A 23,325-nucleotide genomic window follows, 5' to 3' on the forward strand; every position below is an offset into this window, starting at 1 on the left:
TGTTCCCCGCACACAGTGGTTCCTTGCCGCGCGGCGCTCTGCCGTTTCCGGGTTCCCGAAAAGCCCAGGAGCGGCCGGATGTACGACCGTTCTCCCAAGAGTTACCGCAATGCAGCATTCCTTACCAAATTCTGAGTGGGTACAGTTCTGGACTGTTTCTGCGTGCTGTACCTTGTCGGTTGGGGTCAGTCGTTCAATAGCATAGGCAAAGCCAAAAGGAACGATCGGGAGGATGATTTTGTCGGCGGCATCCAACGACTCCACCGTCACGCAGCGGCTGAATTCGCGGATCGCGAAGTTTCGCGACCTGTCGCCGTCCGATCGGCTGACCCGGGTCGGGGAAGTGGCGGGCCTGGGGCAGGACACCGTCGCCGCCCTGCGCGGCGGCGGCGTCCTGCCTCCCAAGGTTGCCGACGGCATGATCGAGAACGTCGTCGGCACCTTCGAGCTGCCGCTCGGGGTGGCCACGAATTTCACCATCAACGGGCGGGACTACCTCATCCCGATGGCTGTCGAGGAGCCTTCGGTGGTCGCCGCCGCCTCCTACATGGCGCGCATCGCACGCGACTGCGGTGGCTTCTCGACCTCCAGCACCGGCCCAGTCATGCGGGCCCAGATCCAGGTCCTGTCGCTGGAGGATCCGCACGGGGCGCGCTCGCGGCTGCTTTCGAACCGCGAGCGGATCCTGGAGGCGGCGAACCGCAAGGACCGGGTCCTCATCGAACTCGGCGGCGGCTGCCGCGACATCGAGGTCCACGTCTTCGAGTCCACGCCGGTCGGCCCGATGGTCGTGCTGCACATTCTCGTCGACGTGCGCGACGCGATGGGCGCGAACACGGTCAACACGATGGCCGAGACGATCGCGCCCCTCGTCGAGGAGATCACCGGCGGCGAGGTCCGCCTGCGGATCCTGTCCAATCTGGCAGACCTGCGGCTGGCGCGGGCCCGCGTCGAATACACGATGGAGGCGCTTGCCACCGCCGAATATCCGGGCGAGCGGATGGCCAGTGGAATCGTCGAGGCATGCGCGCTCGCGGTGATCGATCCCTATCGGGCCGCTACCCACAACAAGGGCATCATGAACGGCATCGATCCGCTGATCGTGGCAACCGGCAACGACTGGAGGGCGATCGAGGCCGGCGCCCATGCCTGGGCGGCGCGAAGCGGCCGGTACACCTCGCTGAGCCGCTGGGAGATCAATGGGGCAGGCCGTCTGGTCGGGACGCTTGAACTGCCGATGGCGGTTGGCCTAGTTGGTGGGGCCACCAAGACTCACCCGGCGGCCCGGGCGGCCCTGGAACTGCTCGGCGTCGAAAGCGCACAGGAACTGGCCGAAGTCGCGGCGGCCGTCGGTCTGGCCCAGAACATGGCGGCGCTTCGGGCGCTGGCGACGGAAGGGATCCAGCGCGGCCACATGGCCCTGCACGCCCGCAACATCGCCATCGTCGCCGGCGCCTCGGGCGCGCAGATCGAGGCGGTCGCCAGCGTCCTGGCCAGGGAGCACGACGTCCGCGTCGACAGGGCGAGGGAGGTGCTGGCGGGTCTGGGCAAGGACGGGCAGTAGGTGCGGCGCTATCGGCTGCTCTTGCGGAGGAACGTTTGAACTTGGAAGTCAAGATCGTCGAGGTCGGGCCGCGCGACGGACTGCAGAACGAAACGCGTTCGCTGTCGCTGGCCGACAAGGAGAGGCTGGTGGCGGGCCTTGTGGACGCCGGCCTGACGGAGATCGAAGCCGGCAGCTTCGTTTCGCCGAAGGCAGTGCCGCAGATGGCCGATTCCGGGCCGCTGCTCGAGCGGTTGCCCCGGCCCGCCGGAGTGCGCTACCGCGCGCTCGTCCCCAACCGTCGCGGCATGGAGGCGGCCTTGGCCGCGAAGGTCGACGAGGTCGCGATCTTCGCGTCGGCGTCCGAAACGTTCTCGCAGCGCAATATCAACTGCAGCATCGCCGAAAGCTTCGCGCGCTTCGCGCCGATCATGGAGATGGCTGGCGCGGAGGGGCTGCCGGTGCGCGGCTATCTGTCCTGCGCATTCGGCTGCCCTTACGAAGGGGCCGTCGACATCCGCGCCGTCGCGTCCGTCACCGCGATGCTGCTGGAAGCGGGATGCTATGAGGTCGCCGTCAGCGACACCATCGGCATCGGCACGCCCGGCGACGTGCGCAGGATGCTGGCGGACCTGCTGACGGACGTCCCGGCGGCGAAGATTGCGCTCCACCTACACGACACGCGCGGTCAGGCGCTTGCCAACGTCCTGGCCGGCCTCGACGCCGGTGTCACCGTATTCGACAGTTCCGTCGGCGGCCTCGGCGGCTGCCCCTATGCGCCGGGTGCCACCGGCAACCTGGCCACCGAGGAACTGGTCTTCATGCTGGAGGGCCTCGGCGTTCGCACCGGCATCGATATTCACAAGCTCGCCGTCGCCGGGGAGGGCATTTCCCGGGCGCTCGGCCGCAGGACATCCTCGAAGGTGGCCGCCGCGATGCGCGCCGCCGGCGAGATCGGCCGTCGCGCCGACACCGTATCCAGCCGCACCGCCGGCCCCGCGGACCCGGTGGGCATGCCCGCCATGTCGGACCTCCCGTCATGACCGACAGCGCGACCGGACATCCGGAGATGCCGAGCCGGCCGGGTCCGTTGAACGGGCTGGTGGTGCTGGACATCACGCGGGTGGTGGCCGGCCCGTTCTGCTCGATGCTGCTGGCCGACCTCGGGGCGACGGTCATCAAGATCGAGAATCCGAAAGACCCCGACTACACGCGCACCTTTCCGCCCTTCGTCGGGGAGGACAGGTCCAGCGCCTTCTTCGCCCAGTACAACCGCAACAAGTCCGGCATCACGCTCGACATGAAGTGCGAGCGCGGCAAGGCCCTGCTGAAGAAGCTCGTCAAACGGGCCGACGTGCTGGTGGAGAATTTCCGGCCGGGGACGATGGACAGGCTGGGCCTCGGCTACGAAGTCCTGAGGGCGGAGAACCCGCGGCTCGTCTACACCGCCATTTCCGGCTTCGGGCGCAGCGGTCCCAACTCCAACAAGCCGGCCTACGACAACACCGGGCAGGCTACCGGCGGCTTGTGGTCAATGAACGGGATGCCCGGCCAGGCGCCGGTGCGCGTCGGCACGATCATCGGCGATCTCGCAGCCTCCTTCTACGCGACCATCGGGACGCTGGCGGCGTTGCGCGAAGCGGAGAGAACCGGGCAGGGCAGGGTGGTCGACATCTCCCAGCAGGATTCGGTGCTGTCGCTCACGGAAAATGCGGTCGTCCGCTACACCTGCGCGGGCGAGGTGGCCACGCCGCTGGGCAACGATCACCCCTTCGTGCGCCCCTACGGCCAGTTTCCCTGCAAGGACGGCTACGTCTTCTTCGGCGGCTACACGGACAAGTTCTGGAAGATCACCTGCGAGCTGTTCGGGGAGCCGGAGCAGGCGTCCGATCCGGAAATCGACACCATGGAGAAGCGGTTCGAGCTCGCGACCTACGAGCGGCGGGTGCGTCCGCTGCTGGAACGGTGGTTCTCGGGTTACACCAAGGCGGAGCTGGAAGAGATGGCCGGCGACGAGTTGCCGCTCAGCGCCATCAAGTCCATCGGCGAGGTGGTCGAGGACCCGCATATCGCGGCGCGCGACATGATCGTCAGCGTGCCGGTCGGGGAACAGCTGGTCAGGATGTTCGGCCTGCCGATCAAGCTCGGCGGCATGCCGCAGGACGGCTTCGCCTCGCCGCCGGTTCTGGGCCAGCACAACGACGAGGTGCTGCGCCGCCTCGCCGACCTGTCCGACGAGGAGATCCGTTCGCTCAAGCAGGACGGGGTGATCTGAATGGCCATCCGGACCGACCTGCACGACGGCGTGACGACCATTACGATCGACAGGCCCGAGAAGCTGAACGCCCTGTCGCTGGCGATGTATGACGACCTCGGACGCGCCTTCGAGGACGCACGGCGCGACGACGCGGTCCGCGCCGTGGTCCTGACCGGGGCGGGGGACCGCGCGTTCTGCGTCGGCGCCGACCTGACGGAGTCGATCCCGGCGCTGGCGCGCGACGAGATCGATATCAGCGCCTGGGATCCGGCGCACCTGAAGGGCGTGCCGTTCTACAAGCCGGTCGTGGCGGCGATAAACGGCCTGTGCATCGGCGGCGGCTTCGAGCTGATGCTCGGAACCGACATCCGGATCGCCGGCGACGACGCCGTATTCCAGTTCCCGGAGGTACAGCACGGCTTCGTCCCGGCCGGCGGCACCCTCGTGCGGCTCGTCCGCCAGGTCCCCTACGTCCACGCGATGGAGATGATGCTCACCGGCCGGCGCTTCACCGCCGCGGAAATGCTGGAGCGTGGAGCGATCAATGAGGTCGTCGAGTCCGGCGTGACCCTCACCCGCGCGCAGGAGATCGCCGCGCGGCTCGCCGGGTTCAGCCCGCTGGCGGTCCAGGCGATCAAGGAGGCCGCGCTGACGCTGGCGGATCTGCCGCTGGAGGATGCGTTCGCCAGGGAGGCCGCCATCGGCCAGCGCACCTTCACCAGCCCGCAGGCAAAGCAGGGTCTGGCTGCCTTCAGGGCGCGCGGCCAGTCCCGCAAACCGGGCGCCGAACATGACTGAGTCCGCGACAGGCAGCGCGCATGCGCCGGGCGCCCTGTCGAAGCGCCTCACCGGCATCGTCCTGACGCAGGAACTGATCGTCGCGGTGGCGGCCGCGGTCCTGTTCGTGGTCTTCTCGATCACGCTCGACAACTTCCTGTCGGCTGGAAATCTGGTCACGCTCGTCCGCAATGTCTCCGTGCTTGGTCTGCTGAGCCTGGGGATGGCGGTCGTCGTCATCGGCCGCGGCGTCGACCTGTCGCTGGTGGCCGTGATGGCGGTGTCGATGACGCTGTCCATCGTTCTGGCCAATCACGGCTGGCCGTTTCCCGCTGCGCTCGCGGTCGGGCTCTGCTTCGTGATCGTCGTCGCGGTGATCCTCGGGTTCCTGGTCGCCTACGTCGAGATTCCCTCGATCTTCGCGACCCTAGCGATCGCCTCCATCGTCTACGGCCTCGGACGCGGGGTCATCGCCGACCTCGACGTCAACAATGTTCCCAGCGGTCTCGACTGGTTCCTCTTCCTCGGCCGCGGCCGCATCCTCGGCATTCCGGTGTCGATCTGGCTGTTCGGCCTGACGTCCTTCGTCCTCTACCTGTTCCTGCGCAGGACGGGCCTGGGCAGGTTCATTTACGCGCTCGGCGACAACCTGCAGACCGCACGCATCACCGGGATACCGGCGCGGCCGATCATCGTGCTGCAGTACATCCTGTCGGGAACGATGGCCTTTCTGGCCGGTGCCGTCACCGCCGCCTCGGTTGCCAGCATGAACATGCGGATCGTCAATTCGACGGTCATCTACGACGTGCTGCTGGTGGTCGTGCTGGGCGGCATCGGGCTTTCGGGCGGCCGCGGCGGCGTGCGCAACGTCCTCGTCGGCACGGTGCTGATCGGCCTGCTGCTCAACGCCATGACGATCATGGATATCTCCTACACCGTGCAAAACCTCATCAAGAGCGCCGTGCTGCTGCTCGCCCTCGTCGTGGATGCCCTGCTCAATCCACGCGACGAGCAGACCGCGCAACAAGGCGACATCTGACCGGCAACAATCCTGAAGGGAGGAAGTGGAAATGAAGATGCTCAAATGTCTGGCGGCTTCGGTCGTCGTCGGCTGCATGGCGCTCGCCGGCGCTTCGGCGCAGGAGGGTCTCAAGGATGAGATCCGCCAGCCGACCCTCGACATGCTGAAGGGCAAGAAGGTCGTGTTCGTGCCCATGTCGATGAGTTTCGACCTGCCCGAGGGTTGGGCCGCCGTCATGCAGAAGGACGCCGAGCGTCGCGGCTACCAGCTCGATATCCGCGATGCCAACTGGAGCACCGACACGGGAACCCGCGCCATCACGCAGGCCATCACCGAAAAGCCCGACATCATCGTCGTGCAGAATTTCGACGTGACCTCCTACGCCCGTACCCTGAAGAAGGCGCAGGACCAGGGGATCAAGGTCGTCCAGGTCAACATGCGCTCCAGCTACCAGACCGACGCCTTCGTCGGCGCCGACTGGCACGGCATCGGCGAGTATGCCGCCAATCGCATGCTCGAGGTCTGCGGCAAGGACAAGGGCAAGAGCGGCAAGATCGCCATCGTCCAGGGACCGGCCACCGCTGCCGCCAGCGTCTACCAGCTCAACGCCATTACCGCGACGCTGAAGGACAATCCGAATATCGAGATCGTGTCGAGCCAGACCGGCGACTGGGACCAGTCCAAGGCGCGCGGCATCGCCCAGACGGTGATCCAGCAGAACCCGGACCTGTGCGGCATCATCGGGTTCTGGGACGTGATGGACGCCGGCACCGGCGCCGCCATCCAGGAGTCGGGCAAGGACATCTACCTGATCACCTCGGGCGGCGGCAACAAGACCGCCTGCCAGGGCGTCGAGAACGGCACCTTCGACGAGGTGATCTCCTACGACGTCCCCGGTCAGGGCCGCGACCTGATCAGCACGATCAGCATCCTGCTGCAGTCCGACAAGGACGCCGGCGAGGAGAAGTTCGTCCTCTACACGCCCAACAAGATCATCACCAAGGATTCGCTCGGTCCCGAGAGCTGCTGGGACCTCGACGTCCTGAAGGGCTGAGCCCGAGCCTCACAAAGCTGACCCGCCGCGGGCCACCGCGGCGGGCCGGCGTCGGAGCGTGCAGATGGAAGCCGTCACCCAACTCTACTATCGCTACTTCCCGGAAAAGGTGCTGGGCGAGGTCCTCACCAAGCGGTGGAGCGACAACTTCGTGCCGGCCTTCGCGGCGCTGCTCGTCATCGGCGTCTTCCTCGTCCGCGATCCCGCCTTCTTCAACCTCGCGAGCCTGACCGAAACCTCCCGGCAGCTCGCCGAATTCTCCATCGTCGTGGTGGCGATGGGCATCGTCCTGCTCGCCGGCGGGCTCGACCTGTCGGTCGGCAGCGTGTTCGCGCTCGCCAACATCACCGCCCTGATCTGCATGAACCTGCTCGGCTGGCCGGTCTGGGCGACGGTCTGCGCGACGCTTGCCATCGGCGCGCTGTGCGGCGCGGTCAACGGCTTCCTGATCGGCTACCTGCGCATCCGCGCCTTCCTCACGACGCTGGTGACGCTCATCATCATCCGCTCCATCGTCGACATCATCCTGCTGCACTACGCGGTGCAGATTTCGGCCGTCTTCCCGGATTCGGAGCTGTGGTACTTCATCGGCGAGGGCACCGTCCTCGGCTTCCCGGTCTCGTTCCTGGTGGCCCTGGTGATCATAGCCGCCTGGCACGTCTGCCTGACGCGCGCCCGGTTCGGCTGGCACCTGTCGGCGGTCGGCGGCGGTCGGCGCTCCGCCTACAATGCCGGTCTCAACGTCAAGCGGACCGTCTTCCTCACCTATGTCTGGTCGGGCGTGCTGGCGGCCACCGCCGGGCTGTTCTTCGCCGCGCGGCTCGGCAGTGCCGGGTCGGACACCGGGGTCGGGCTCGAGATCGCCGCGCTCACCGCCGCCGTGCTCGGCGGCAACAGCCTCGGCGGCGGCCGCGGCTCGGTGATGAAGTCGATCCTCGGCGCCATCGTCGTCCTGATCCTGACCGACAGCATGGTGCGCGTCGGCATCAGCGGCGGCATCAGTTCGGCGATCCTCGGCGGGGTGCTGCTGCTGGTCGTGGCGATCGACGTGCGCTGGCTGAAGAACCGCCACAAGATCCTCAACAAGGTGTACGTGTCGCCCTCCTACTTCCGCCTGCCCGAGATGCCGGAGACGGCGGCGGGCAGCGACAGCCCCTACGCGCTGAACGACCGGCTGCGGTCGGTCGAACTGATCGGCAAGGGCGAGATCGAGGGCCCCGAGGACGTCATCTTCGATCGGGCGGACAACCTCTACTGCCCGAACCGCCACGGCGACATCGTCCGCTTCCTCGCCCCGGACTACCGCGACTGGGAGATCTTCGCCCATATCGGCGGCCATCCGCTCGGCATGGCATTCGACAGGGACGACAACCTGAATGTCTGCGTCGGCGGCATGGGCCTCTACCGGATCTCGCCGGACCGCCGGGTCGAGAAATTGACCGACGAGACCAACAGGACGTTCCTGTCGGTCATCGACGACTCCCGCCTGAAGCTCGCCGACGATCTCGACATCGCCCCGGACGGCCGCATCTTCTTTTCCGAGGCGACGATCCGCTACGACATGCACGACTGGGCCTACGACGCGCTGGAGAGCCGCGGCAACGGCCGGCTGATCTGCTACGATCCCCGCGACCGGTCGACCCGGACCATCCTGCGCGACCTACAGTTCCCCAACGGCGTCTGCATGGCCGGCGACGGCCAGTCCTTCTTCTTCGCCGAGACCTGGGGCTGCCGCATCAACCGCTACTGGTTCGACGGGCCGAACAAGGGCCGCTGCGAGACCGTCGTGCCGAACCTGCCCGGCTATCCCGACAACATCAACCGCGCCTCGGACGGCAACTTCTGGGTCGCGCTGGTCGGCATGCGGTCGCCGGCGCTGGATCTCGCGCTGCGCCGGCCGGGCCTGCGCAAGCGCATGGCGACGCGGGTGGCGCGGGACGAGTGGCTGTTTCCCAACATCAATACCGGCTGCGTCCTGAAGTTCAGCGCCGACGGCGAGGTGCTCGAATCCTACTGGGACCTCGGCGGCGTCAACCACCCGATGGTGACCTCGATGCGCGAGCACAAGGGCCACCTCTACCTCGGCGGCCTCTACAACGACCGCATCGGCAGGCTGAAGCTGCCGGACGCGGACCCGGAGTGGGCGTCGCAGGACTTCTACTGGGGGAGGTCCAATGGGGGTCGCTGAGTTTCTCAAGGACACCGTCGACAGCTTCCTCGGCGGCCGTGGCAAGTCCTCGATAACCGTCCCCGTCATGGACGGCCCGCTCCAGCCCAACGACGCGCTCGAGCACGCGGCGGTGGCGATCGAGGTGCCGGGGATCGACAACCTCATCGCGCGCGGCGACGGGCTTCTCGTTTCCTCCGGCAACCGGGTTCTGCGCGTCGCTGACGGCCAGGCGAAGGTCGAACTCGAGTTTCCCTCCGAGGTCATGTCGATGGCCGTGCGCGGCGACGGGGTTCTCGCGGTCGGGCTGGACGGGGTCGGATTGCTCCTGTGCGGCGCCGACGGCAATCAGAAAAAGGTCGAGCAGATTGACGACATCCGGCTGACCTGTCCGACGGCCATGACGTTCGACGCGGCCGGAGCCCTCCATGTCTGCAACGGGTCGGCGACCACGGGTGCCCGCGACTGGCCGCGCGACCTCCTCGAAATCGGTCGCAGCGGCGCGGTCGTGAGGATGGATCCGGAAACCGGTTCTGGCGCCGTCCTTGCGACCGGTCTTGCCTATCCCTCGGGGATCTGCATTACCGGAACCGGAGACGTCGTCGTCTCGGAAGCCTGGCGGCATCGGCTAGTCCGCCTGTCCTCCGGGGCGGCGGGCGAGCCTGTCCCGGTGCTGGAGGATCTTCCCGCCTACCCGGGCCGCATTGCCCGCTCCTCCGCCGGCGGCTATTGGCTCGCCGCCTTCGCCGTGCGCTCGCAGTTGCAGGAATTCGTGCTGCGGGAGCACAGCTATCGCAGGCAGATGATGGCCGAGGTGTCTCCCGAATACTGGATCGCCCCGGCGCTTTCGAGCGGCCACAGCTTCATGGAGCCGCTGCAGGCCGGCGGCGTGATCAGGCTCGGCATCCACAAGCCGTGGGCGCCGACGCGGTCCTACGGCCTCGTCGTCGAGCTGGACGGCGACTTCGTCCCGCTGGCCAGCGCGCACAGCCGCGCGGGCGGCCGCCATCACGGCGTGACCTCGCTGGTCGAGACCGATGGGCAGCTCCTCGTCACGGCGAAGGGCGCGGGCAGGCTGCTGACGCTGCAGACGAACGCGTTCAGGCACTCCCTGGGCAAGGCGGGCAGGAGGACGGCACCGTGACCCCGATCGTCGAACTGCAGAACGCCACCAAGGAATTCCGGGGCGTGCCGGCCTTCTCGAATGTCGACTTCACGCTCCTGCCCGGCGAGGTGCACGCGGTCCTGGGCGAAAACGGCGCGGGCAAGTCGACGCTGACCAAGGTCATCGCCGGCGTCCACACGCTCACCTCCGGCCGACTGCTGGTCAACGGGGAGGAAACGACGCTCGCGACGCCGTCCGAGGCGCTGGCGCGCGGCATCGCCATGGTCTACCAGGAGAACTCGCTGGTTCCCTCCATGACGGTCGCCCAGAACATCTATCTCGGCAGCGAGAAGCCGCTCAACCGGCTGCGCGGCATCTACATCGCCGCCCAGCAGTTCCTCCAGTCGCTCAATTTCCACGTCGATCCCTCGGCGCTCGTCGGGTCGCTGGGCGCGGCGCAGAAGCAGATGGTCGAGATTGCGCGCGCCGTGCACCACAAGGCGCGCGTCATCATCTTCGACGAACCGACGGCGACCCTGACTCCCGAGGAAAAGAGCTATTTCTTCAAGCTGGTCGAGAACCTGAAGTCGCAGGGCGTTTCGGTCATCTTCATTTCCCACGCGCTCGAAGAGGCGCTGCAGCTTGCCGATCGCATCACCATCCTGCGGGACGGGGAACTGGTCGCGACCGACGCGGCTTCCGCCTTCGAACGCCAGTCGATCATCCGGGGGATGGTCGGGCGCGAACTCAGCGGCGAGATCTACGGTCAGGTCTCGAGCCGCAACGCGCGGCCGCGGGGCCCCAAGGTGCTGTCGGTGGAGAACCTGTCGATGGGCAGCATGGTGCGCAACACCTCGTTCTCGATCTTCGCCGGACAGGTCACGGGGGTGTTCGGGCTGGTCGGCTCGGGTCGCACCGAGACCTTCAAGGTCGTCGCAGGCGTGCTCAAGCGCGACTTCTTCCACGGCGGCGAGGTCAAGTTCGAGAACGAGCCCGTACGATTCAGGGTGCCGGCACCCGCCGTGCGCAGGGGCATCGTCTACGTCACCGAGGAGCGCAAGGCGGAAGGGTTCTTCGAGACGGTCGGCATCGCCGAGAACATCTATCTCGGCGACATCGCCAAGGTGAAATACGGCGGCGTGCGGGTCGTCTCGATGTCGGACGCCGTCAGGCTCGCGCAGGACTGGCGCGAGCGGCTCAACATCCGCGCCATCGACCCCAACGCCAAGGTGATCGAGCTGTCGGGCGGCAACCAGCAGAAGGTCGTCATCGCCAAGGCCCTGGTCCAGCAGCCCAAGCTGGTCATCTTCGACGAGCCGACGCGCGGCGTCGACGTCGGCGCCATCGCCGAGATCCACCAGTTCATCAACCAACTGGCCGATCAGGGCATCGCAGTCGTGGTGATCTCATCCTATCTGCCCGAAATCCTGTCGGTCTCCGACCGCATCCTCGTCGCGCGCCAGGGGAAGATCGTCGAGGAGATGGAACCCGCCGAGGCGAGCGAGGAAGCGATCATGTACGCGGCGGTGCACTGACATGTTCCGGCCGGAAGCCCATGCCGATCAGCCGGCCGGTGAGGTGCGGAAGCAGGCGTGAGCGGGCGATGGCGCGCAGGAAGGCCGGCGGCCGGCCGCGAGCCGCCGGGTCCTCGCTGCCCGGCTTGCGCTTGCGGCGCATCATCCGCTGGATCGCCTGCGTGGCCTTCGTCGGGAAGATCCGGCGCGCCTGCACGGCCTGCAGATCGGCGTCCGTCAGGGTTCCCGCGCGCAGCGGCCCGGCCAGGATGTTGGCGGCGGCGATCGCGTCCTGGATGGCGAGATTGACGCCGACCCCGCCGATCGGCGACATCGCGTGGGCGGCATCGCCGATGCACAGCACGCCCGGCTTCCACCAGGTCTTCAGCCGGTCCATGCGCACCTGCAGGAGATGCAGCTGGTCCCACTCGGCGAGCTCCTCGAAGCGCTCGGCCGGCAGCGGCGCGACGGCGGCGAGCTTTTCGCGCAGGGCGGCGAGCCCCTCCTGCCTGGTCTGCTCGAAACCGCCCTTGCGGATCACGTAGCCGAGCTGCCAGTAGTCGCCGCGGTCGATCATCACGAGGCCCTGGCTGGGACCGGCATGGCTCATTGGCTGCGGGGGATCGTCGGCCCGGCGCGCCAGCTTCATCCAGAGCACGTCCACGGACGAGCCGAGGTCCTCGACCTCGAGGCGCGCCGCCCGGCGAACGACGGATTCGCGGCCGTCCGCGCCGACGACCAGGGGCGCTGACAGCGTCTGGTCCCGCCCGTCGCGAGCCCGGTAGCGGATGCCGGTGACGCGCTTGCCGTCTTCCGTCAGTCCCGTCGTCTCGCAGCCCGTCAACAGGCGGAATCCGGGCAGCTCCTTCGCCTTGCCGGCGAGGAAGTCGAGGAAGTCCCACTGCGGCATGAAGGCGATGTACTTGCAGCGCGTCGGCAGCCGCGAGAAGTCCGCGATGGTCGCCTGGCGGCCGCCGATCTCGGCATGGAGCTTTTCCGCCTTCTGGTGCGGCAGGGTGAGGAACTCGTCGAGGAACCCGAGCTCGGCCATCACTTCCAGCGTCGAGGGATGGATCGTGTCGCCGCGAAAGTCGCGCAGGAAGTCCTCGTGCTTTTCCACCACCGTCGCCCGGACCCCCGACCGCGCCAGCAGCAGACCGAGCATCAGGCCGGCCGGGCCCGCCCCGACGATGCAGCAATCCTGGTCCGACATTTCCCGCTCCCGGTCCCTCGGCGCGCGCCGTATGATCGTCACCGGGTGGACCGTGACGGCCCTGCCTGGGCCGGGCCTTGCCTGGACGACCGGAGTGTTCAAGATCGCAACTTAGCCGGGACGGATGCGACGGCAAGGGAGGCATGGTGCCCGCGGACTGGGGCCACGCCCGCGATTGGGGAGACTGGCCGATGCGTGGACTGACGGGCATGATCGCTCTCGCCGCCGCCGCCTTGGCGGCGGGAGGCGCCAGGGCCGACGTCGAGGTGACCTTCGTCGAGCCGGCCCTCTATCACGACCGCGACTTCCGCGACCCGCGCACGCGCGGTGCCACGCTCAAGGAGTTCCGGGTCTATCTGGAGAAGCTCGGCGACGCCTACCTGGCGCCCGGCCGGACCTTGAAGCTCGCCATCCTCGACATGGACCTGGCCGGCGATTTCGAGCCGTGGCGGTCGCATCTCAACGATGTCCGCATCATGCGCGACATCACTCCGCCGGGCTTCGACATGCGCTACGAACTGCTCGAGAACGGACACAAGGTTCTCGAGGCGGAGGAGACGATCACCGACACGAGCTATCTGGCGAACCCGGTCGGGGCCGTCTCCGGCCGGCGGTTCCATTACGAGAAGGCGCTGCTGCGCCGGTGGTTCATCCGGCGCTTTTCGGACTGACGGGGACCGTCCGGTTGGTCAGGCGGCGTCGCGGGCCGCGCTTGCTTCCCCTTCGGCGCCCGGATAGGCCGCATCCAGCACGAAGGGGTAGGGACCGGGATAGCTCTCCACGTAGACGCCGTGCGAGACCAGCCCGCCCTGCGGCGTCCACTGGTGGACCTGGAACGCCGGGGGCTCCATGACGAAGGCCGGCAGGGCGTCGGCATCGAGGTCGAACTCGACCTGGTGGGCGATGCTCGGGACGACCTGCAGGACGGTGCCGGCGAAGCGGGTGACGATCGGACGGTGGTGGTGCCCGCACAGGATCCGCTCGACCTGGCCGTGCTTCCGCACGACCTCGGCGAAGGCGTCGGCGGCATGGAGATTGATCCGGTCCATGTGTTCGATCCCGCAGACCAGCGGGGGATGGTGCATGACGATGGCCGTCGGCCTTTCCGGCTCGGCGGCGAGGGTCTCGTCCAGGTGGGCGAGGCGCTCGGCGCACAGGGTGCCGTGGCCGAAGCCCGGCACCACCGTGTCGAGCATGACCAGCCGGACGGGCAAGTCGTCGACGACGTACTGGATGAAGTCGCCGGTGCCGGCGATGCCGGGAAGGTGCCCGAGCCGCGCCTTCAGGACTTCGCGACGGTCGTGGTTGCCGGGAATGACGTAGACCGGCATCGACAGGTAGCGGCCGAACATCCCGGCCAGCAGGTCGTACTCCTCCGCCAGGCCGCAATCGGTCAGGTCGCCGGAGACGATCACCGCGTCGGGCGCCGGCCGAAGCGCCGCCACCGCGCGCAGCGCGCGCTCGGTCAGCATGTTGGTGTCGACGATCCGGTAGGCCGGCGTACCGGTCGGGCGGACGTGCAGGTCGGTCAGGTGGGCGAGCAGCATGGGAGCCTCGGTGAGCGGAGTAAGGGGACGGGGCGGCCGACGCTTGCCGCCCCGCGAGGTCCGGGTATCGGGACCTAGTTCGTGTAGTTCAGCGCGGTCGCCTCGACGTAGGGCCGCATCAGCGCGTCGGCATTGGCCTGGGCGTCCTTGGCGGCCTGCTCGGGGTCCTTGTCGCCCGACAGCACGGCCTGAACCTCGTCCTCCAGCGCCTTGCGCACGCCGACCGTGTTGTAGGTCGCGAACCAGGGTCCGGCATAGGCGAGCTGGTCGAGAGCCACCTTCGCGTCCGGATGCTCGGAGATGAAGGTCTTCATCTCGTCGAGGTCGTAGGCGTGGCGGTTCGGCGCGAAGTAGCCGGTGAAACGGCTCCAGTGGCCGGAGATCTCGGGGCTGGTCAGCCATTTGACCAGCTCCCAGCCGGCCGCCTTCTCCTCGTCGCTGAGACCCTTCGGCATCATCAGCGAGGCGCCGCCGATCGGCACCGAGTTGCGCACGTTCTTCGGCACGAAGGCGACCTTGAACGGCTCCGTCATGTTCTCGCGCACGAAGCTCAGCGCACCCGTCGACAGGATCATCATCCCCAGGTCACCGGCGAAGAACGCGCTGGAGACCGCCTTGGCGTCGGTGACGCCTTCCGGCATCGCCTTGTACTCGAACACCATGTCGTGCAGCAGGTCGAGGGCGCCGAGCATCGTCGGGGTGTCGTAGTAGACCTCGCCGCCGAAGTTCGGATTGTAGTACTGGCCGCCGTTCGACATGTTCAGCGCGCTGGTGATCCAGCCCAGGTAGTCGTAGGTGCCCGGCATCATGAAGCCCCACTGGTCGACGGTGTCGCCGTCGCGCTTGGTGAGCTTCTGTGCGGCGTCGACCCATTCGGCCCAGGTGACCGGCGGATTTTCCGGATCGAGGCCGGCTTCCTCGAACAGGCGCGGATTGTAGTAGAGCAGCGGCGTCGAGTTGTGGAACGGCACGCCGTAGACCTCGCCGTCGATGATGGCGTTGCCGTGCAGGGCCGGCCAGAAGTTGTCCATGAACTCGGTGGGCGTCGTGCCGTCGGCCTCGATCAGTCCGTCGTAGGACTCGACCTCGTCGTTGATCACGTATTCGAGGATGAAGTTGGCGCTCATGATGACGGCGGCGGGCGGCTTGCCGGCCTTGATCGCGGCGCGCGTCTTCAGGTTGGTCTCGTCGTAGCTGCCCGTGTAGACGGGGGTGACGACGATGTCGGGATGCTCCTCGTTGAACCTCTCGACGAGGCTGGCCATCTCGTTCGACAGCTTGCCCTGCACGGGAACGGGGAAGAACATCTGGATCTCGGTGGCGGCGAATGCCGGCGTCAGACCCAGTCCGGCGACGAGGGTGCTCGTCGCCAAGGCGGATTTCCAGGCGGTCATTTGTGTCTCCTATTTGATGCCCGTGAAAACGAAACTCGATACGAAACGCCGCTGGAACAGCACGAAGACGAGCAGCAGCGGACCTGCGACAAAGAACGTGCCGGCGGCGATCACACCCCATTGCGAGCCGCTCTCGGCGCCGCGGGTGAAGCTTGCCAGGCCGACGGTCAGCACCTGGTTGGAGGGTGAGGAGGTCGCCATCAGCGGCCACAGGAACTCGTTCCAGTGCGACGTGACGGAGACGATCGCGAAGGCGATGAAGCCGGGGCGCGCCATCGGCACCAGCACGCGCCAGAGGATCTGCGCCCGGCTGGCGCCGTCGACCAGGGCCGCCTCCTCGAAGTCGCGCGGGATGGTCTTGAACGTCTGGCGCATCAGGAACACGCCGAAGGCGGAGGCGAAGTAGGGCGCCATCACGCCGAGCAGGGTGTCGTAGAGCCCGATCCGCGACAGGGTGATCAGGTTCGGCACGATCAGCACCGGCGGCACCAGCATCAGCTGCAGCAGGAACAGGTAGAACACCAGCTGCCGGCCGGGAAACTCGATGCGGGCGAAGACGTAGCCGGCGCAGGTGATCGTCACCAACTGCACCGCCAGGATGCCCGCGCACATCGCCACCGTGTTGACGTACCAGACCGGGAAACGTCCCGACTGCCACGCCTCGACGAAGTTGACGAGTGAGGGCCGGCTGTCGGGCCACAGCGAGGCCATGTCGGCGCCGCCGGCGGAATCGGGCCTGAACGCGGCGACCACCATCCAGGCGAACGGCATCGCCCAGATCGCGGCCGTGGCGAGCAGCAGGATCGTCGCCGCGACGGTGGTCGGGTTCCTGCCGGCCATCGTCTCAGCCCTCGTAGTGGATGCCGTTCTCGAGCGTGCGCAGCGAGACGACGGAGAGGGCGAGGAGGAAGCCGACGCTGACCACGGTGGCGGCCGCGGCAAGGCCGATGTCGTAGTTCTCGTGGGCCTGCTGGTAGATGTAGTAGAGCACCACGCTGGTCGAATCGCTCGGGCCGCCGCTGGTCAGCAGGATGATGTGGTCGACGTTGGTCAGCACCTGCAGCAGCGCGATGACCACGACGAAGGCGGTGGTGGGCTTCAGCAGCGGCAGCGTGATGCGCGTGAACCGCTGCGCCGCGCTGGCGCCTTCGACGCGCGCCGCCTCGTACAGGTCGTCGGGCACCGTCTGCAGGCCGGCCAGGAAGAACAGCATGTAGTAGCCGGCGTTCTTCCAGATGGTCAGTCCGATCAGCGAATAGAGCGCCAGGTCCGGATCGCCGAGCCAGTTGGTCGTGCCGAGACCGAGCGATCCCAGGTAGTAGTCCAGCAGTCCGAAGCGCGGCTGGAACACGAAGCTGAACAGCGCCGCCGCCGCGACCAGCGGGATCAGGACCGGGGAGACGAATACCGTCCGCAGCAGCCCGGAGACGCGGGTGGATTCCTTCAGCACCACGGCAAAGGCCAGCGCCAGCGCGATGCTTGGAACCACCGTACCGACCGCATAGACGAGGTTGTTCAGCGACGCCCGGCCGAAGCGCGGGTCGGAGAACAGGCGTTCGAAGTTCCCGAGCCCCCAGTGCGAGGCCCCGCCGAAACTCTCCACCGTCACCGACTGCAGCGCCACCAGGACCACCGGCCAGTAGGTGAACATCGCGAGAAACAGGACGGAGGGGGCCAGCAGCACGACCACGCGCCGCAGGGTCGCCATCCGCCGCGACGGTTCGCGTGCGACCGCAAGCTCCAGTCCTGCAAGCGCTGTCTCGGTCATGTCCCCCTCGTCGTTGCGGTGCAACATTGCAGAGGTCCGTGACAGTCGGATGAGACATCCGTGACGGTCGCGTAACAGTGGAAAGTCGGTTCATCGAGCCGTCACAGGAAGCCGCTACGCATGCATCCGGTTGGCGGGAGTCGGGGACCGAGAGATGGCCGAAGTCAGGTTGCAGGACCTACGCAAGAGTTTCGGCGAAACGCTGGTGCTCAAGGGCGTCAGCACCGTCGTGCCGGACGGTTCGTTCGTGGTCGTCGTCGGGCCGTCGGGCTGTGGAAAGTCGACGCTGCTGCGGATGATCGCCGGTCTCGAGGAGCCCGACCAGGGCAGCATCACCATCGGCGGCCGCGATGTCGTCCGCCTCGAGCCGGGCGACCGGGATGTCGCGATGGTCTTCCAGAACTATGCGCTCTACCCGCATCTGACGGTCGAGCAGAACATCGGTTTCGGCCTGTCGGTGCGCGGCATCCCGCGCGCGGAGATCCGAAGGCGGGTCGCGCGCGCCGCCGAGATCCTGCATATCGGCGAACTCCTGTCGCGGCGCCCGCGCCAGCTCTCCGGCGGCCAGCGCCAGCGGGTGGCGATGGGGCGCGCCATCGTCCGCGAGCCTCAGGCCTTCCTGTTCGACGAGCCTCTGTCCAATCTCGACGCCAAGCTGCGCGTCATCATGCGCACCGAGATCAAGCGGCTGCACCGCGATCTCGGCGCCACCTCCGTCTACGTCACCCACGACCAGGTCGAGGCGATGACGCTGGGCGACCGTCTTGTGGTGATGAACAACGGCCGGATCGAGCAGGAAGGCGCGCCGCTCGACATCTACGCCCGTCCGGAGACCTCGTTCGTCGGCGCCTTCATCGGCTCGCCGCCGATGAACCTGTTCGACGCCCGCGTCACCGACCGGGGCATCGATCTCGACCACGGAGCCGTCATCGACGCCTCCGCGCTCGGACCGCTGCCCGAACGCGCGCGTCTCGGCATCAGGCCGGAGCACTTCGAGCCGTGCGGCGAGAGCGAGGCCCAGATCCGCCTCGTCGCCGACATCGTCGAGCCGCAGGGTGCCGAGACGATCGTCCACGGCGTTCTCGGCGCGAAGCCGGTCGTGGTGCGGCTCAACGGCGTATCCACCGTCGCCCGCGGCGAGACCGTCCCGATGCGGCTGCCGCCGCAGTCCATGCACTTCTTCGACATCGACACCGGCCGGCGGCTGCCGGGCCTCGGCGCCTCTGCGGTACAGTAGTCGGCCCGGGCCCGATCATGCTGCCCGCCCCGAACCGGCGTCTCTCAGCCCGGCAATACGGGTGATCGGGCCGTATATCCTGTCGTGAGAGTAGGCCGAACGGGCGAATGCGCCCATCGTGCGTGCGCAGGTCGCGTAGAAGCGCTCATCGACGAGCAGGCGGTAGGCGAGGTGCGCCGCCTCCACGGCATCCGCGAAGCGCAGCGGCGGCACCAGCGCGGCGGGCAGGTCCTCGGCGCACAGGCACGGCAGGCCGTCGCATGCATACATCGCGTGCCGGTCCAGGCCCTCCGCGCCGGCGCCGCGCGGGCTGATGGCCATGCAGGCATTGCGTACCTGCGCGGCAACCTCGCCGGGGGTGTCGAGAGAAATCCATTCCAGGCCGGCGACGCCGGCGATGCCGAGGCCCCTGAAGCCGTCGGACAGGCGCAGCACCAGTTGCGGACAGAGCTCGAGTATCGTCGGCCACAGGTCCTCGAGGACTCCGGCAACGACCCCGGCGTTCCGGCTGCTAGGCTCCAGGCACAGCAACATGCCCGGCCTCTCCCTGAACCACGCCCGTGCGGCCATGTCGTGTGTGCCGGAGACCGTGTCGAGCGGCAGCATGAGCCCGCCCGTTCCGGCGCCTTCGCCATCGCCTTCGGGATACTCGTAGCACAGCCTGACGTCGGCGTCCGCCGCCCGGCCCGACCCCGAGGCAGCGCGATGCAGCACGAGGCCCCGCCTGCGCGGCGGTTCGGGGGCGCTTGCCTGCTCGCCCAGTTCGTCGTCGACGAAGATCATCGCATATTCGCCGGGAACCTGCGGCGCGGCCGCCCTTCGGGACTGATGGTCGGTCCAGGTCAGTCGCCGGACGTTGGGAAGGTCGGAAGCGGACGGTCCCGGGTCGTCGCGGATGCTGAGCTCGACCGCGATCCCGAGTAAACCGAGATGGTTCAACAGCCTGGTCACCCGTCGGCGCTTGTCGCTGAGCGCGCCGGGCGGCAATGACCGGAGAAGAACGAGCGCCTTGTCGGACATGTGCGCGGCCTCCCGACTAGGCTCCGGCCTGCACGGCATCTTCGAACGGCACGCGTTCGAAGATCTCGAGACTGCCGCCGCGCGTGGCGTTTCGCACCATGCCGCCCTGCAGGCGCATGAAGATGTCGGCGGTCAGGAACGAGGCGGAGATGTTCCTGAGTTCCGGCGGGCTCCAGGGACGTCCGGCGCGGTAGTTCTTTATGAAATGATTGTTGTCGCCGACCGCGCTCCGGTTACGGTCTCCGTTCGAGGCGGTACGGGAATAGGTGAACCGGAAATCCGCCCCGTACAGGTAGAATTCCCGCACTCCCATGAAGTATGCCAGCTGCATCGCGACATAGACGCTCGACCCGCCCGCCGTGACGTAGGAGGTCGGATCAAGGGAAAACACCGAGGGGAAGCAGGTCACCTGTCTCAGCCAGGTGAACGGCGCGTCCAGTTCGGGGCGGTCCTCGCAGGACAGGAACACCGGGGCGGCCGAACGCCTGACCATGTCCTCGCCGAAGTCGCGGATCATCTGCAGGTCGCCGCTGACGACATAGGTCGGCCGGAACGCCATCTTTTCGTAGGCGAGATACAAGCGGTTGAATCCGAACGTGAGCTTGCCGGCGAGACGTTCGAGGTCATCGTGGCGTACGCTCGGACCGTTGCCGACCAGCCATGCGACCTCGCCCCTGTGAACGTCGCGGTAGCGCTCCAGGTCGGGGTCGCCGGTCCGATTGAAGAGGCGCTCCGTTTCCGAGAATGCGATTGCGGTACCCGGCGTCCTTATGTTGATGGGGCCGGCGCTGCCGACCTGTTCGCGGGTAACCAGAAGGTCGCGCCCGCCGATCTCGAGCCAGCGGCTGTCCCGGTTGGTCGGTTCTGCGGAAATGCCTGCACGGCTGAACCACCACTGCACGTCGAACCCGTCCGGGGCGCGCTTCTCGATGGTCAGGATGCCGGCGCACAGCGTCGTGCAACTGGCAACCGGCGTGCCTGAATAGATGACGCTGTCGTTGCCCGGCCCGCCCCGGCTGACCGTCAGCGTGGCGGTCTCCGGCACGGTATGCTCGTCGAGGATCGCCATGAACTGGAACAGGATCCAGCCTTTGCCGCGCGCCATCGGCTCGAACGACGTGTTGTCGAAGCGGTTGCCTGCGGACGAGTTCAGCGAAGCCTGGAGATCGTCGTGGTCCGGCGGCCCCCAGTACAGGTATCGCGCGCCGAAGAACCGGGTCAGCGGATTGAAGACCGCGTGCTCGTCGAGACTTTCGATCCCGGTGGGATGCGGCGGTAGATGTTCGTCGTCGAGGTCCAGCAGCGACCTGATGTCCTCGCCGTTCCGGTCGGGATCAAGGCTCGCACGGTACGCGAACACGTCCCCGCAGGCCGGCGACGGCGCGTCGCCCGAAAGAAGGAGCAGCTTGATCGCCGGGCGGGCGCTGTGCAGGACGAACGCCAGCGGCAGCAGGCTTTCGTCCATAAGGCAAATCGCGACAGGGTCGATCTCGTCGATCTCGCGCAGCAGGCGCTTTCCGAGGGACAAGGCCTCCGGCAGGACCCCGGCCCTGCCGTAGCGGGCGAGGATCGCGCGACTGCACGGATGGCGCAATCCGATGCCCGCCGGAGACGTGTACGGCAGCAGTTCGAGAATGCGTGCACGGTCGGCCATGTTGAGGGCGGACCACAGCCGTCCGGCGGCACCCTCCGATCCGTCCGGTTCGAGGGCGCGGTGGTTCGATAACAGCAGCACGGTCATGTTGGGCGCGGCCACCGGATATGCCGATTTTCCTGGCAGAGCACGTGCTAGCGACGCGCCTCGTAGATCCGGGAAACCAGCGTCATCGCCCGCAGCGCATCGGCGGATGTGCCGGACCGAACCGGCCCGCCGGTGGCGACCGCCTCTAGAAATGCCCCGGTCTCCAGAGTCCAGCTTTCGTCCTTGTCGAAGATCATCGTGTTCGATTGTCGTTCCGCGGCGTCCTTCGAATGGATCGTCAAATCCTTTCGGCAGTGAGTCAGCGTTTCCTCGCCATATGTCCGGCTCGGCGACAGTATGCCGGCTAGGTTCACGTAGCCGTCATTCAGGGCAATTTCGAGACTGAACCTGTGCCGCCAGTGGGTCGCCGAGGAATGGAGCATTGCGACCCGCCGGTCCTCGGTGCGCAACAGGGCGAAGGCGTTGTCCTCGAGAGGAATGTTCCAGTGCATCGTCTCGACGAAGCTCTGGACGTCGGTGAAGTCCCCCATGAAATGACAGAACAGGTCGAGCATGTGGATGCCCTGGTCGAGAAGGATGCCGCCCCCGGCTTCCTCCGGGTCGCTGCGCCAGATCCGCTCGAAATCGGCGCCGCCGCTCTTGCCGTAGATGCCCCGCGCCCAGAGGATTCGCCCATATGTGCCGCTGTCCACGAGCTTCTTCGCCTCCATCACCGCGCCGTGGTAGCGGTGATTGAAGCCGAACTGCAGCTTCAGGTCCGGCCGGTTGGCTTCGATGGCGGCGATGCGCTCGACATCGCCTATCGAACGTCCGGGCGGTTTCTCGCAGAACACGTGCTTGCCGTGTTCCAGTGCCGCGCAGACGATCTCGGCAGCCGGCCTGTTCGTCGTCGACACGAAGACGACGTCCACGTCCGAAGAGTCGACTATTCGCCGGTAGTCGGTTTCGAAGCGCAGACCAGGTAAGGCGGCGGCCGCTTCGGGGGCGACGTCGGCGGCTGCGACCAGCGCGACGTCGCGGCGGGCTGCCAGCACGCCGGCACGGATCCGGCCCACCTTTCCCATGCCTACGATCGCGGCGCGAAGCGGCGTGTTGTTATGAAATTGCACGGCCTGAGACTGTTCCGGAGGCGGACATCACGCCTCGTCGCCGAGGATTGGCGGCCGGAGTTTGTCCGGCACGGGGTATCCTTCCGCGCGACAGCGAGGAGCACAGCTATTTCAGCAATCCTCGTGCGTTTCAAGCCCGATATGATGGTGGCTAATTGGTCACCCGGTGGGTGATGCCGAACAGCGCGTTGGCAATGTCGAGATCCTCCCTAGTCTTGATCACGTGACCGGCCATTCGGTTGACCGGGAAGTATCCGATCCGCCCGCTGTAGGTCGCGCATTCGCCGGCTGTCGCCGCGTGCAGGAACGTGGCTCGGCGCCACCCGGTGATCGCCCAGACGATGCGCTGAATCGGCACGAGATCCTGCGAGTTCGACTTCTCCGCGAATGTGAAATTGACCGGGCGGCCCTCATAGAGGCATTCGAGGTTTTCCTGCACCACGCTCATGAAGGCGTCGCAGTTGCTTTCGCCCATCGCCTCCACGAACTGCCGGATCTCCGCCGCGGTCAGGAGCGGCGCGATCGAATGAACCTGGAACAGCAGGTCGCAATCGTGCGACTGCAGGAATTCCCCGACGAACTGCTCGCTCGTCGCGCTGTTGTCGGCCAGGTGGGCCGGGCGCCTGTGAAATTGCACGCCCTCGGCCTGTGCGATCTCGCCGAATGCGTCGTGCTCGGAATTGACCCAAATCTCGTCGAAGACGTCGGCCTCCAGGCACCGGCGGACCGCCCACGCGACCAGCGGCATGCCGTTGATGGGCTGCATGTTCTTCTGCGACAGGCGCTGGCTGCCCATCCGGGCGGGTATCATGGCAATTCGCTTGGTCACTGGCGTCGATCCTCCCCGCGCTTGTCTGCAGCGGCGCGGCATGGCAGCCGTGTCGCCGCGTGTCTGCC

General features: G+C 67.2%; 20 protein-coding genes. 11 read left to right on the forward strand and 9 right to left on the reverse strand.

What is annotated here, in order from left to right; translation table 11 throughout:
* Window positions 1-238: 238 nt before the first annotated feature.
* From V3328_RS22105 to V3328_RS22145, 9 genes are all read left to right on the forward strand, one after another.
* A complete protein-coding gene (locus tag V3328_RS22105) occupies window positions 239-1,564 on the forward strand; it encodes a hydroxymethylglutaryl-CoA reductase, degradative (RefSeq protein WP_340331894.1) in 1,326 nt (441 codons plus the stop codon).
* A 35-nt stretch (window positions 1,565-1,599) separates the two neighbouring features.
* Complete coding sequence (locus V3328_RS22110) at window positions 1,600-2,586, forward strand: hydroxymethylglutaryl-CoA lyase (protein WP_340331895.1); 987 nt, start codon at window positions 1,600-1,602, stop codon at window positions 2,584-2,586.
* Complete coding sequence (locus V3328_RS22115) at window positions 2,583-3,818, forward strand: CaiB/BaiF CoA transferase family protein (protein WP_340331896.1); 1,236 nt, start codon at window positions 2,583-2,585, stop codon at window positions 3,816-3,818. Before V3328_RS22110 ends, V3328_RS22115 begins: the two co-directional genes overlap by 4 nt.
* Window positions 3,819-4,598 carry an enoyl-CoA hydratase/isomerase family protein gene (locus V3328_RS22120; RefSeq protein ID WP_340331897.1) on the forward strand — a complete coding sequence of 260 codons (780 nt, stop codon included), beginning with the start codon at window positions 3,819-3,821 and terminating at the stop codon, window positions 4,596-4,598. It begins immediately after the preceding gene.
* Window positions 4,591-5,616 (forward strand): ABC transporter permease, encoded by a 1,026-nt coding sequence (locus V3328_RS22125; RefSeq protein ID WP_340331898.1) that lies wholly within the window; start codon window positions 4,591-4,593, stop codon window positions 5,614-5,616. Before V3328_RS22120 ends, V3328_RS22125 begins: the two co-directional genes overlap by 8 nt.
* Before the next feature lie 31 nt (window positions 5,617-5,647).
* A complete protein-coding gene (locus V3328_RS22130) occupies window positions 5,648-6,652 on the forward strand; it encodes a sugar ABC transporter substrate-binding protein (protein ID WP_340331899.1) in 1,005 nt (334 codons plus the stop codon).
* A 64-nt stretch (window positions 6,653-6,716) separates the two neighbouring features.
* Complete coding sequence (locus V3328_RS22135) at window positions 6,717-8,840, forward strand: ABC transporter permease (protein ID WP_340331900.1); 2,124 nt, start codon at window positions 6,717-6,719, stop codon at window positions 8,838-8,840.
* Window positions 8,827-9,963 (forward strand): SMP-30/gluconolactonase/LRE family protein, encoded by a 1,137-nt coding sequence (locus V3328_RS22140; RefSeq protein ID WP_340331901.1) that lies wholly within the window; start codon window positions 8,827-8,829, stop codon window positions 9,961-9,963. Before V3328_RS22135 ends, V3328_RS22140 begins: the two co-directional genes overlap by 14 nt.
* Window positions 9,960-11,459: a sugar ABC transporter ATP-binding protein gene (locus tag V3328_RS22145; RefSeq protein WP_340331902.1), complete on the forward strand. Its 1,500-nt coding sequence runs from the start codon at window positions 9,960-9,962 to the stop codon at window positions 11,457-11,459. Before V3328_RS22140 ends, V3328_RS22145 begins: the two co-directional genes overlap by 4 nt.
* Here the strand turns inward: V3328_RS22145 and V3328_RS22150 are convergent.
* On the reverse strand, window positions 11,437-12,651 hold the full coding sequence (locus V3328_RS22150; protein ID WP_340331903.1) for an FAD-dependent oxidoreductase: 1,215 nt from the start codon (window positions 12,649-12,651) through the stop codon (window positions 11,437-11,439). The genes V3328_RS22145 and V3328_RS22150 overlap by 23 nt on opposite strands.
* A gap of 191 nt (window positions 12,652-12,842) precedes the next feature.
* Between V3328_RS22150 and V3328_RS22155 the strand changes: the two genes are divergently transcribed.
* A complete protein-coding gene (locus V3328_RS22155) occupies window positions 12,843-13,322 on the forward strand; it encodes a DUF3016 domain-containing protein (RefSeq protein WP_340331904.1) in 480 nt (159 codons plus the stop codon).
* An 18-nt stretch (window positions 13,323-13,340) separates the two neighbouring features.
* On the opposite strand, the gene V3328_RS22160 is transcribed toward V3328_RS22155, so the two are convergent.
* The 4 genes from V3328_RS22160 to V3328_RS22175 form a co-directional block, all read right to left on the reverse strand.
* Window positions 13,341-14,198: a phosphodiesterase gene (locus V3328_RS22160; protein ID WP_340331905.1), complete on the reverse strand. Its 858-nt coding sequence runs from the start codon at window positions 14,196-14,198 to the stop codon at window positions 13,341-13,343.
* A gap of 74 nt (window positions 14,199-14,272) precedes the next feature.
* Window positions 14,273-15,592: an ABC transporter substrate-binding protein gene (locus V3328_RS22165; RefSeq protein WP_340331906.1), complete on the reverse strand. Its 1,320-nt coding sequence runs from the start codon at window positions 15,590-15,592 to the stop codon at window positions 14,273-14,275.
* A 9-nt stretch (window positions 15,593-15,601) separates the two neighbouring features.
* Window positions 15,602-16,432, reverse strand: coding sequence for a carbohydrate ABC transporter permease (locus tag V3328_RS22170; RefSeq protein WP_340331907.1), 831 nt, complete (start codon window positions 16,430-16,432; stop codon window positions 15,602-15,604).
* A gap of 4 nt (window positions 16,433-16,436) precedes the next feature.
* Complete coding sequence (locus V3328_RS22175; RefSeq protein ID WP_340331908.1) at window positions 16,437-17,360, reverse strand: carbohydrate ABC transporter permease; 924 nt, start codon at window positions 17,358-17,360, stop codon at window positions 16,437-16,439.
* Window positions 17,361-17,514: 154 nt separating this feature from the next.
* On the opposite strand from V3328_RS22175, the gene V3328_RS22180 reads away from it, so the two are divergent.
* Window positions 17,515-18,597, forward strand: coding sequence for an ABC transporter ATP-binding protein (locus V3328_RS22180; protein WP_340331909.1), 1,083 nt, complete (start codon window positions 17,515-17,517; stop codon window positions 18,595-18,597).
* Between the two features lie 15 nt (window positions 18,598-18,612).
* Here V3328_RS22180 and V3328_RS22185 read toward each other — a convergent pair whose 3' ends face one another.
* The 4 genes from V3328_RS22185 to V3328_RS22200 all read right to left on the reverse strand — a co-directional run bounded on the left by V3328_RS22185 (window position 18,613) and on the right by V3328_RS22200 (window position 23,257).
* A complete protein-coding gene (locus tag V3328_RS22185) occupies window positions 18,613-19,617 on the reverse strand; it encodes a hypothetical protein (protein ID WP_340331910.1) in 1,005 nt (334 codons plus the stop codon).
* A 16-nt stretch (window positions 19,618-19,633) separates the two neighbouring features.
* Window positions 19,634-21,373 carry a hypothetical protein gene (locus V3328_RS22190; protein ID WP_340331911.1) on the reverse strand — a complete coding sequence of 580 codons (1,740 nt, stop codon included), beginning with the start codon at window positions 21,371-21,373 and terminating at the stop codon, window positions 19,634-19,636.
* Between the two features lie 32 nt (window positions 21,374-21,405).
* A complete protein-coding gene (locus V3328_RS22195) occupies window positions 21,406-22,428 on the reverse strand; it encodes a Gfo/Idh/MocA family protein (RefSeq protein ID WP_340331912.1) in 1,023 nt (340 codons plus the stop codon).
* Window positions 22,429-22,579: 151 nt separating this feature from the next.
* Window positions 22,580-23,257 (reverse strand): acylneuraminate cytidylyltransferase family protein, encoded by a 678-nt coding sequence (locus V3328_RS22200; protein ID WP_340331913.1) that lies wholly within the window; start codon window positions 23,255-23,257, stop codon window positions 22,580-22,582.
* Window positions 23,258-23,325 lie beyond the last annotated feature (68 nt).

Origin of the sequence: Microbaculum marinum (assembly GCF_037855135.1) — a bacterium.
Taxonomy (GTDB): Bacteria; Pseudomonadota; Alphaproteobacteria; order Rhizobiales; family Tepidamorphaceae; genus Microbaculum; species Microbaculum marinum.

What these genes read in the sequence shown, in the direction of transcription:
- V3328_RS22115 (WP_340331896.1), top strand. Translation starts at nt 2,583, where the DNA reads ATGACCGACAGCGCGACCGGACATCCGGAGATGCCGAGCCGGCCGGGT.
- V3328_RS22120 (WP_340331897.1), top strand. Translation starts at nt 3,819, where the DNA reads ATGGCCATCCGGACCGACCTGCACGACGGCGTGACGACCATTACGATC.
- V3328_RS22125 (WP_340331898.1), top strand. Translation starts at nt 4,591, where the DNA reads ATGACTGAGTCCGCGACAGGCAGCGCGCATGCGCCGGGCGCCCTGTCG.
- V3328_RS22130 (WP_340331899.1), top strand. Translation starts at nt 5,648, where the DNA reads ATGAAGATGCTCAAATGTCTGGCGGCTTCGGTCGTCGTCGGCTGCATG.
- V3328_RS22135 (WP_340331900.1), top strand. Translation starts at nt 6,717, where the DNA reads ATGGAAGCCGTCACCCAACTCTACTATCGCTACTTCCCGGAAAAGGTG.
- V3328_RS22140 (WP_340331901.1), top strand. Translation starts at nt 8,827, where the DNA reads ATGGGGGTCGCTGAGTTTCTCAAGGACACCGTCGACAGCTTCCTCGGC.
- V3328_RS22150 (WP_340331903.1), bottom strand. Translation starts at nt 12,651, where the DNA reads ATGTCGGACCAGGATTGCTGCATCGTCGGGGCGGGCCCGGCCGGCCTG.
- V3328_RS22155 (WP_340331904.1), top strand. Translation starts at nt 12,843, where the DNA reads ATGCGTGGACTGACGGGCATGATCGCTCTCGCCGCCGCCGCCTTGGCG.
- V3328_RS22160 (WP_340331905.1), bottom strand. Translation starts at nt 14,198, where the DNA reads ATGCTGCTCGCCCACCTGACCGACCTGCACGTCCGCCCGACCGGTACG.
- V3328_RS22165 (WP_340331906.1), bottom strand. Translation starts at nt 15,592, where the DNA reads ATGACCGCCTGGAAATCCGCCTTGGCGACGAGCACCCTCGTCGCCGGA.
- V3328_RS22170 (WP_340331907.1), bottom strand. Translation starts at nt 16,432, where the DNA reads ATGGCCGGCAGGAACCCGACCACCGTCGCGGCGACGATCCTGCTGCTC.
- V3328_RS22175 (WP_340331908.1), bottom strand. Translation starts at nt 17,360, where the DNA reads ATGACCGAGACAGCGCTTGCAGGACTGGAGCTTGCGGTCGCACGCGAA.
- V3328_RS22180 (WP_340331909.1), top strand. Translation starts at nt 17,515, where the DNA reads ATGGCCGAAGTCAGGTTGCAGGACCTACGCAAGAGTTTCGGCGAAACG.
- V3328_RS22185 (WP_340331910.1), bottom strand. Translation starts at nt 19,617, where the DNA reads ATGTCCGACAAGGCGCTCGTTCTTCTCCGGTCATTGCCGCCCGGCGCG.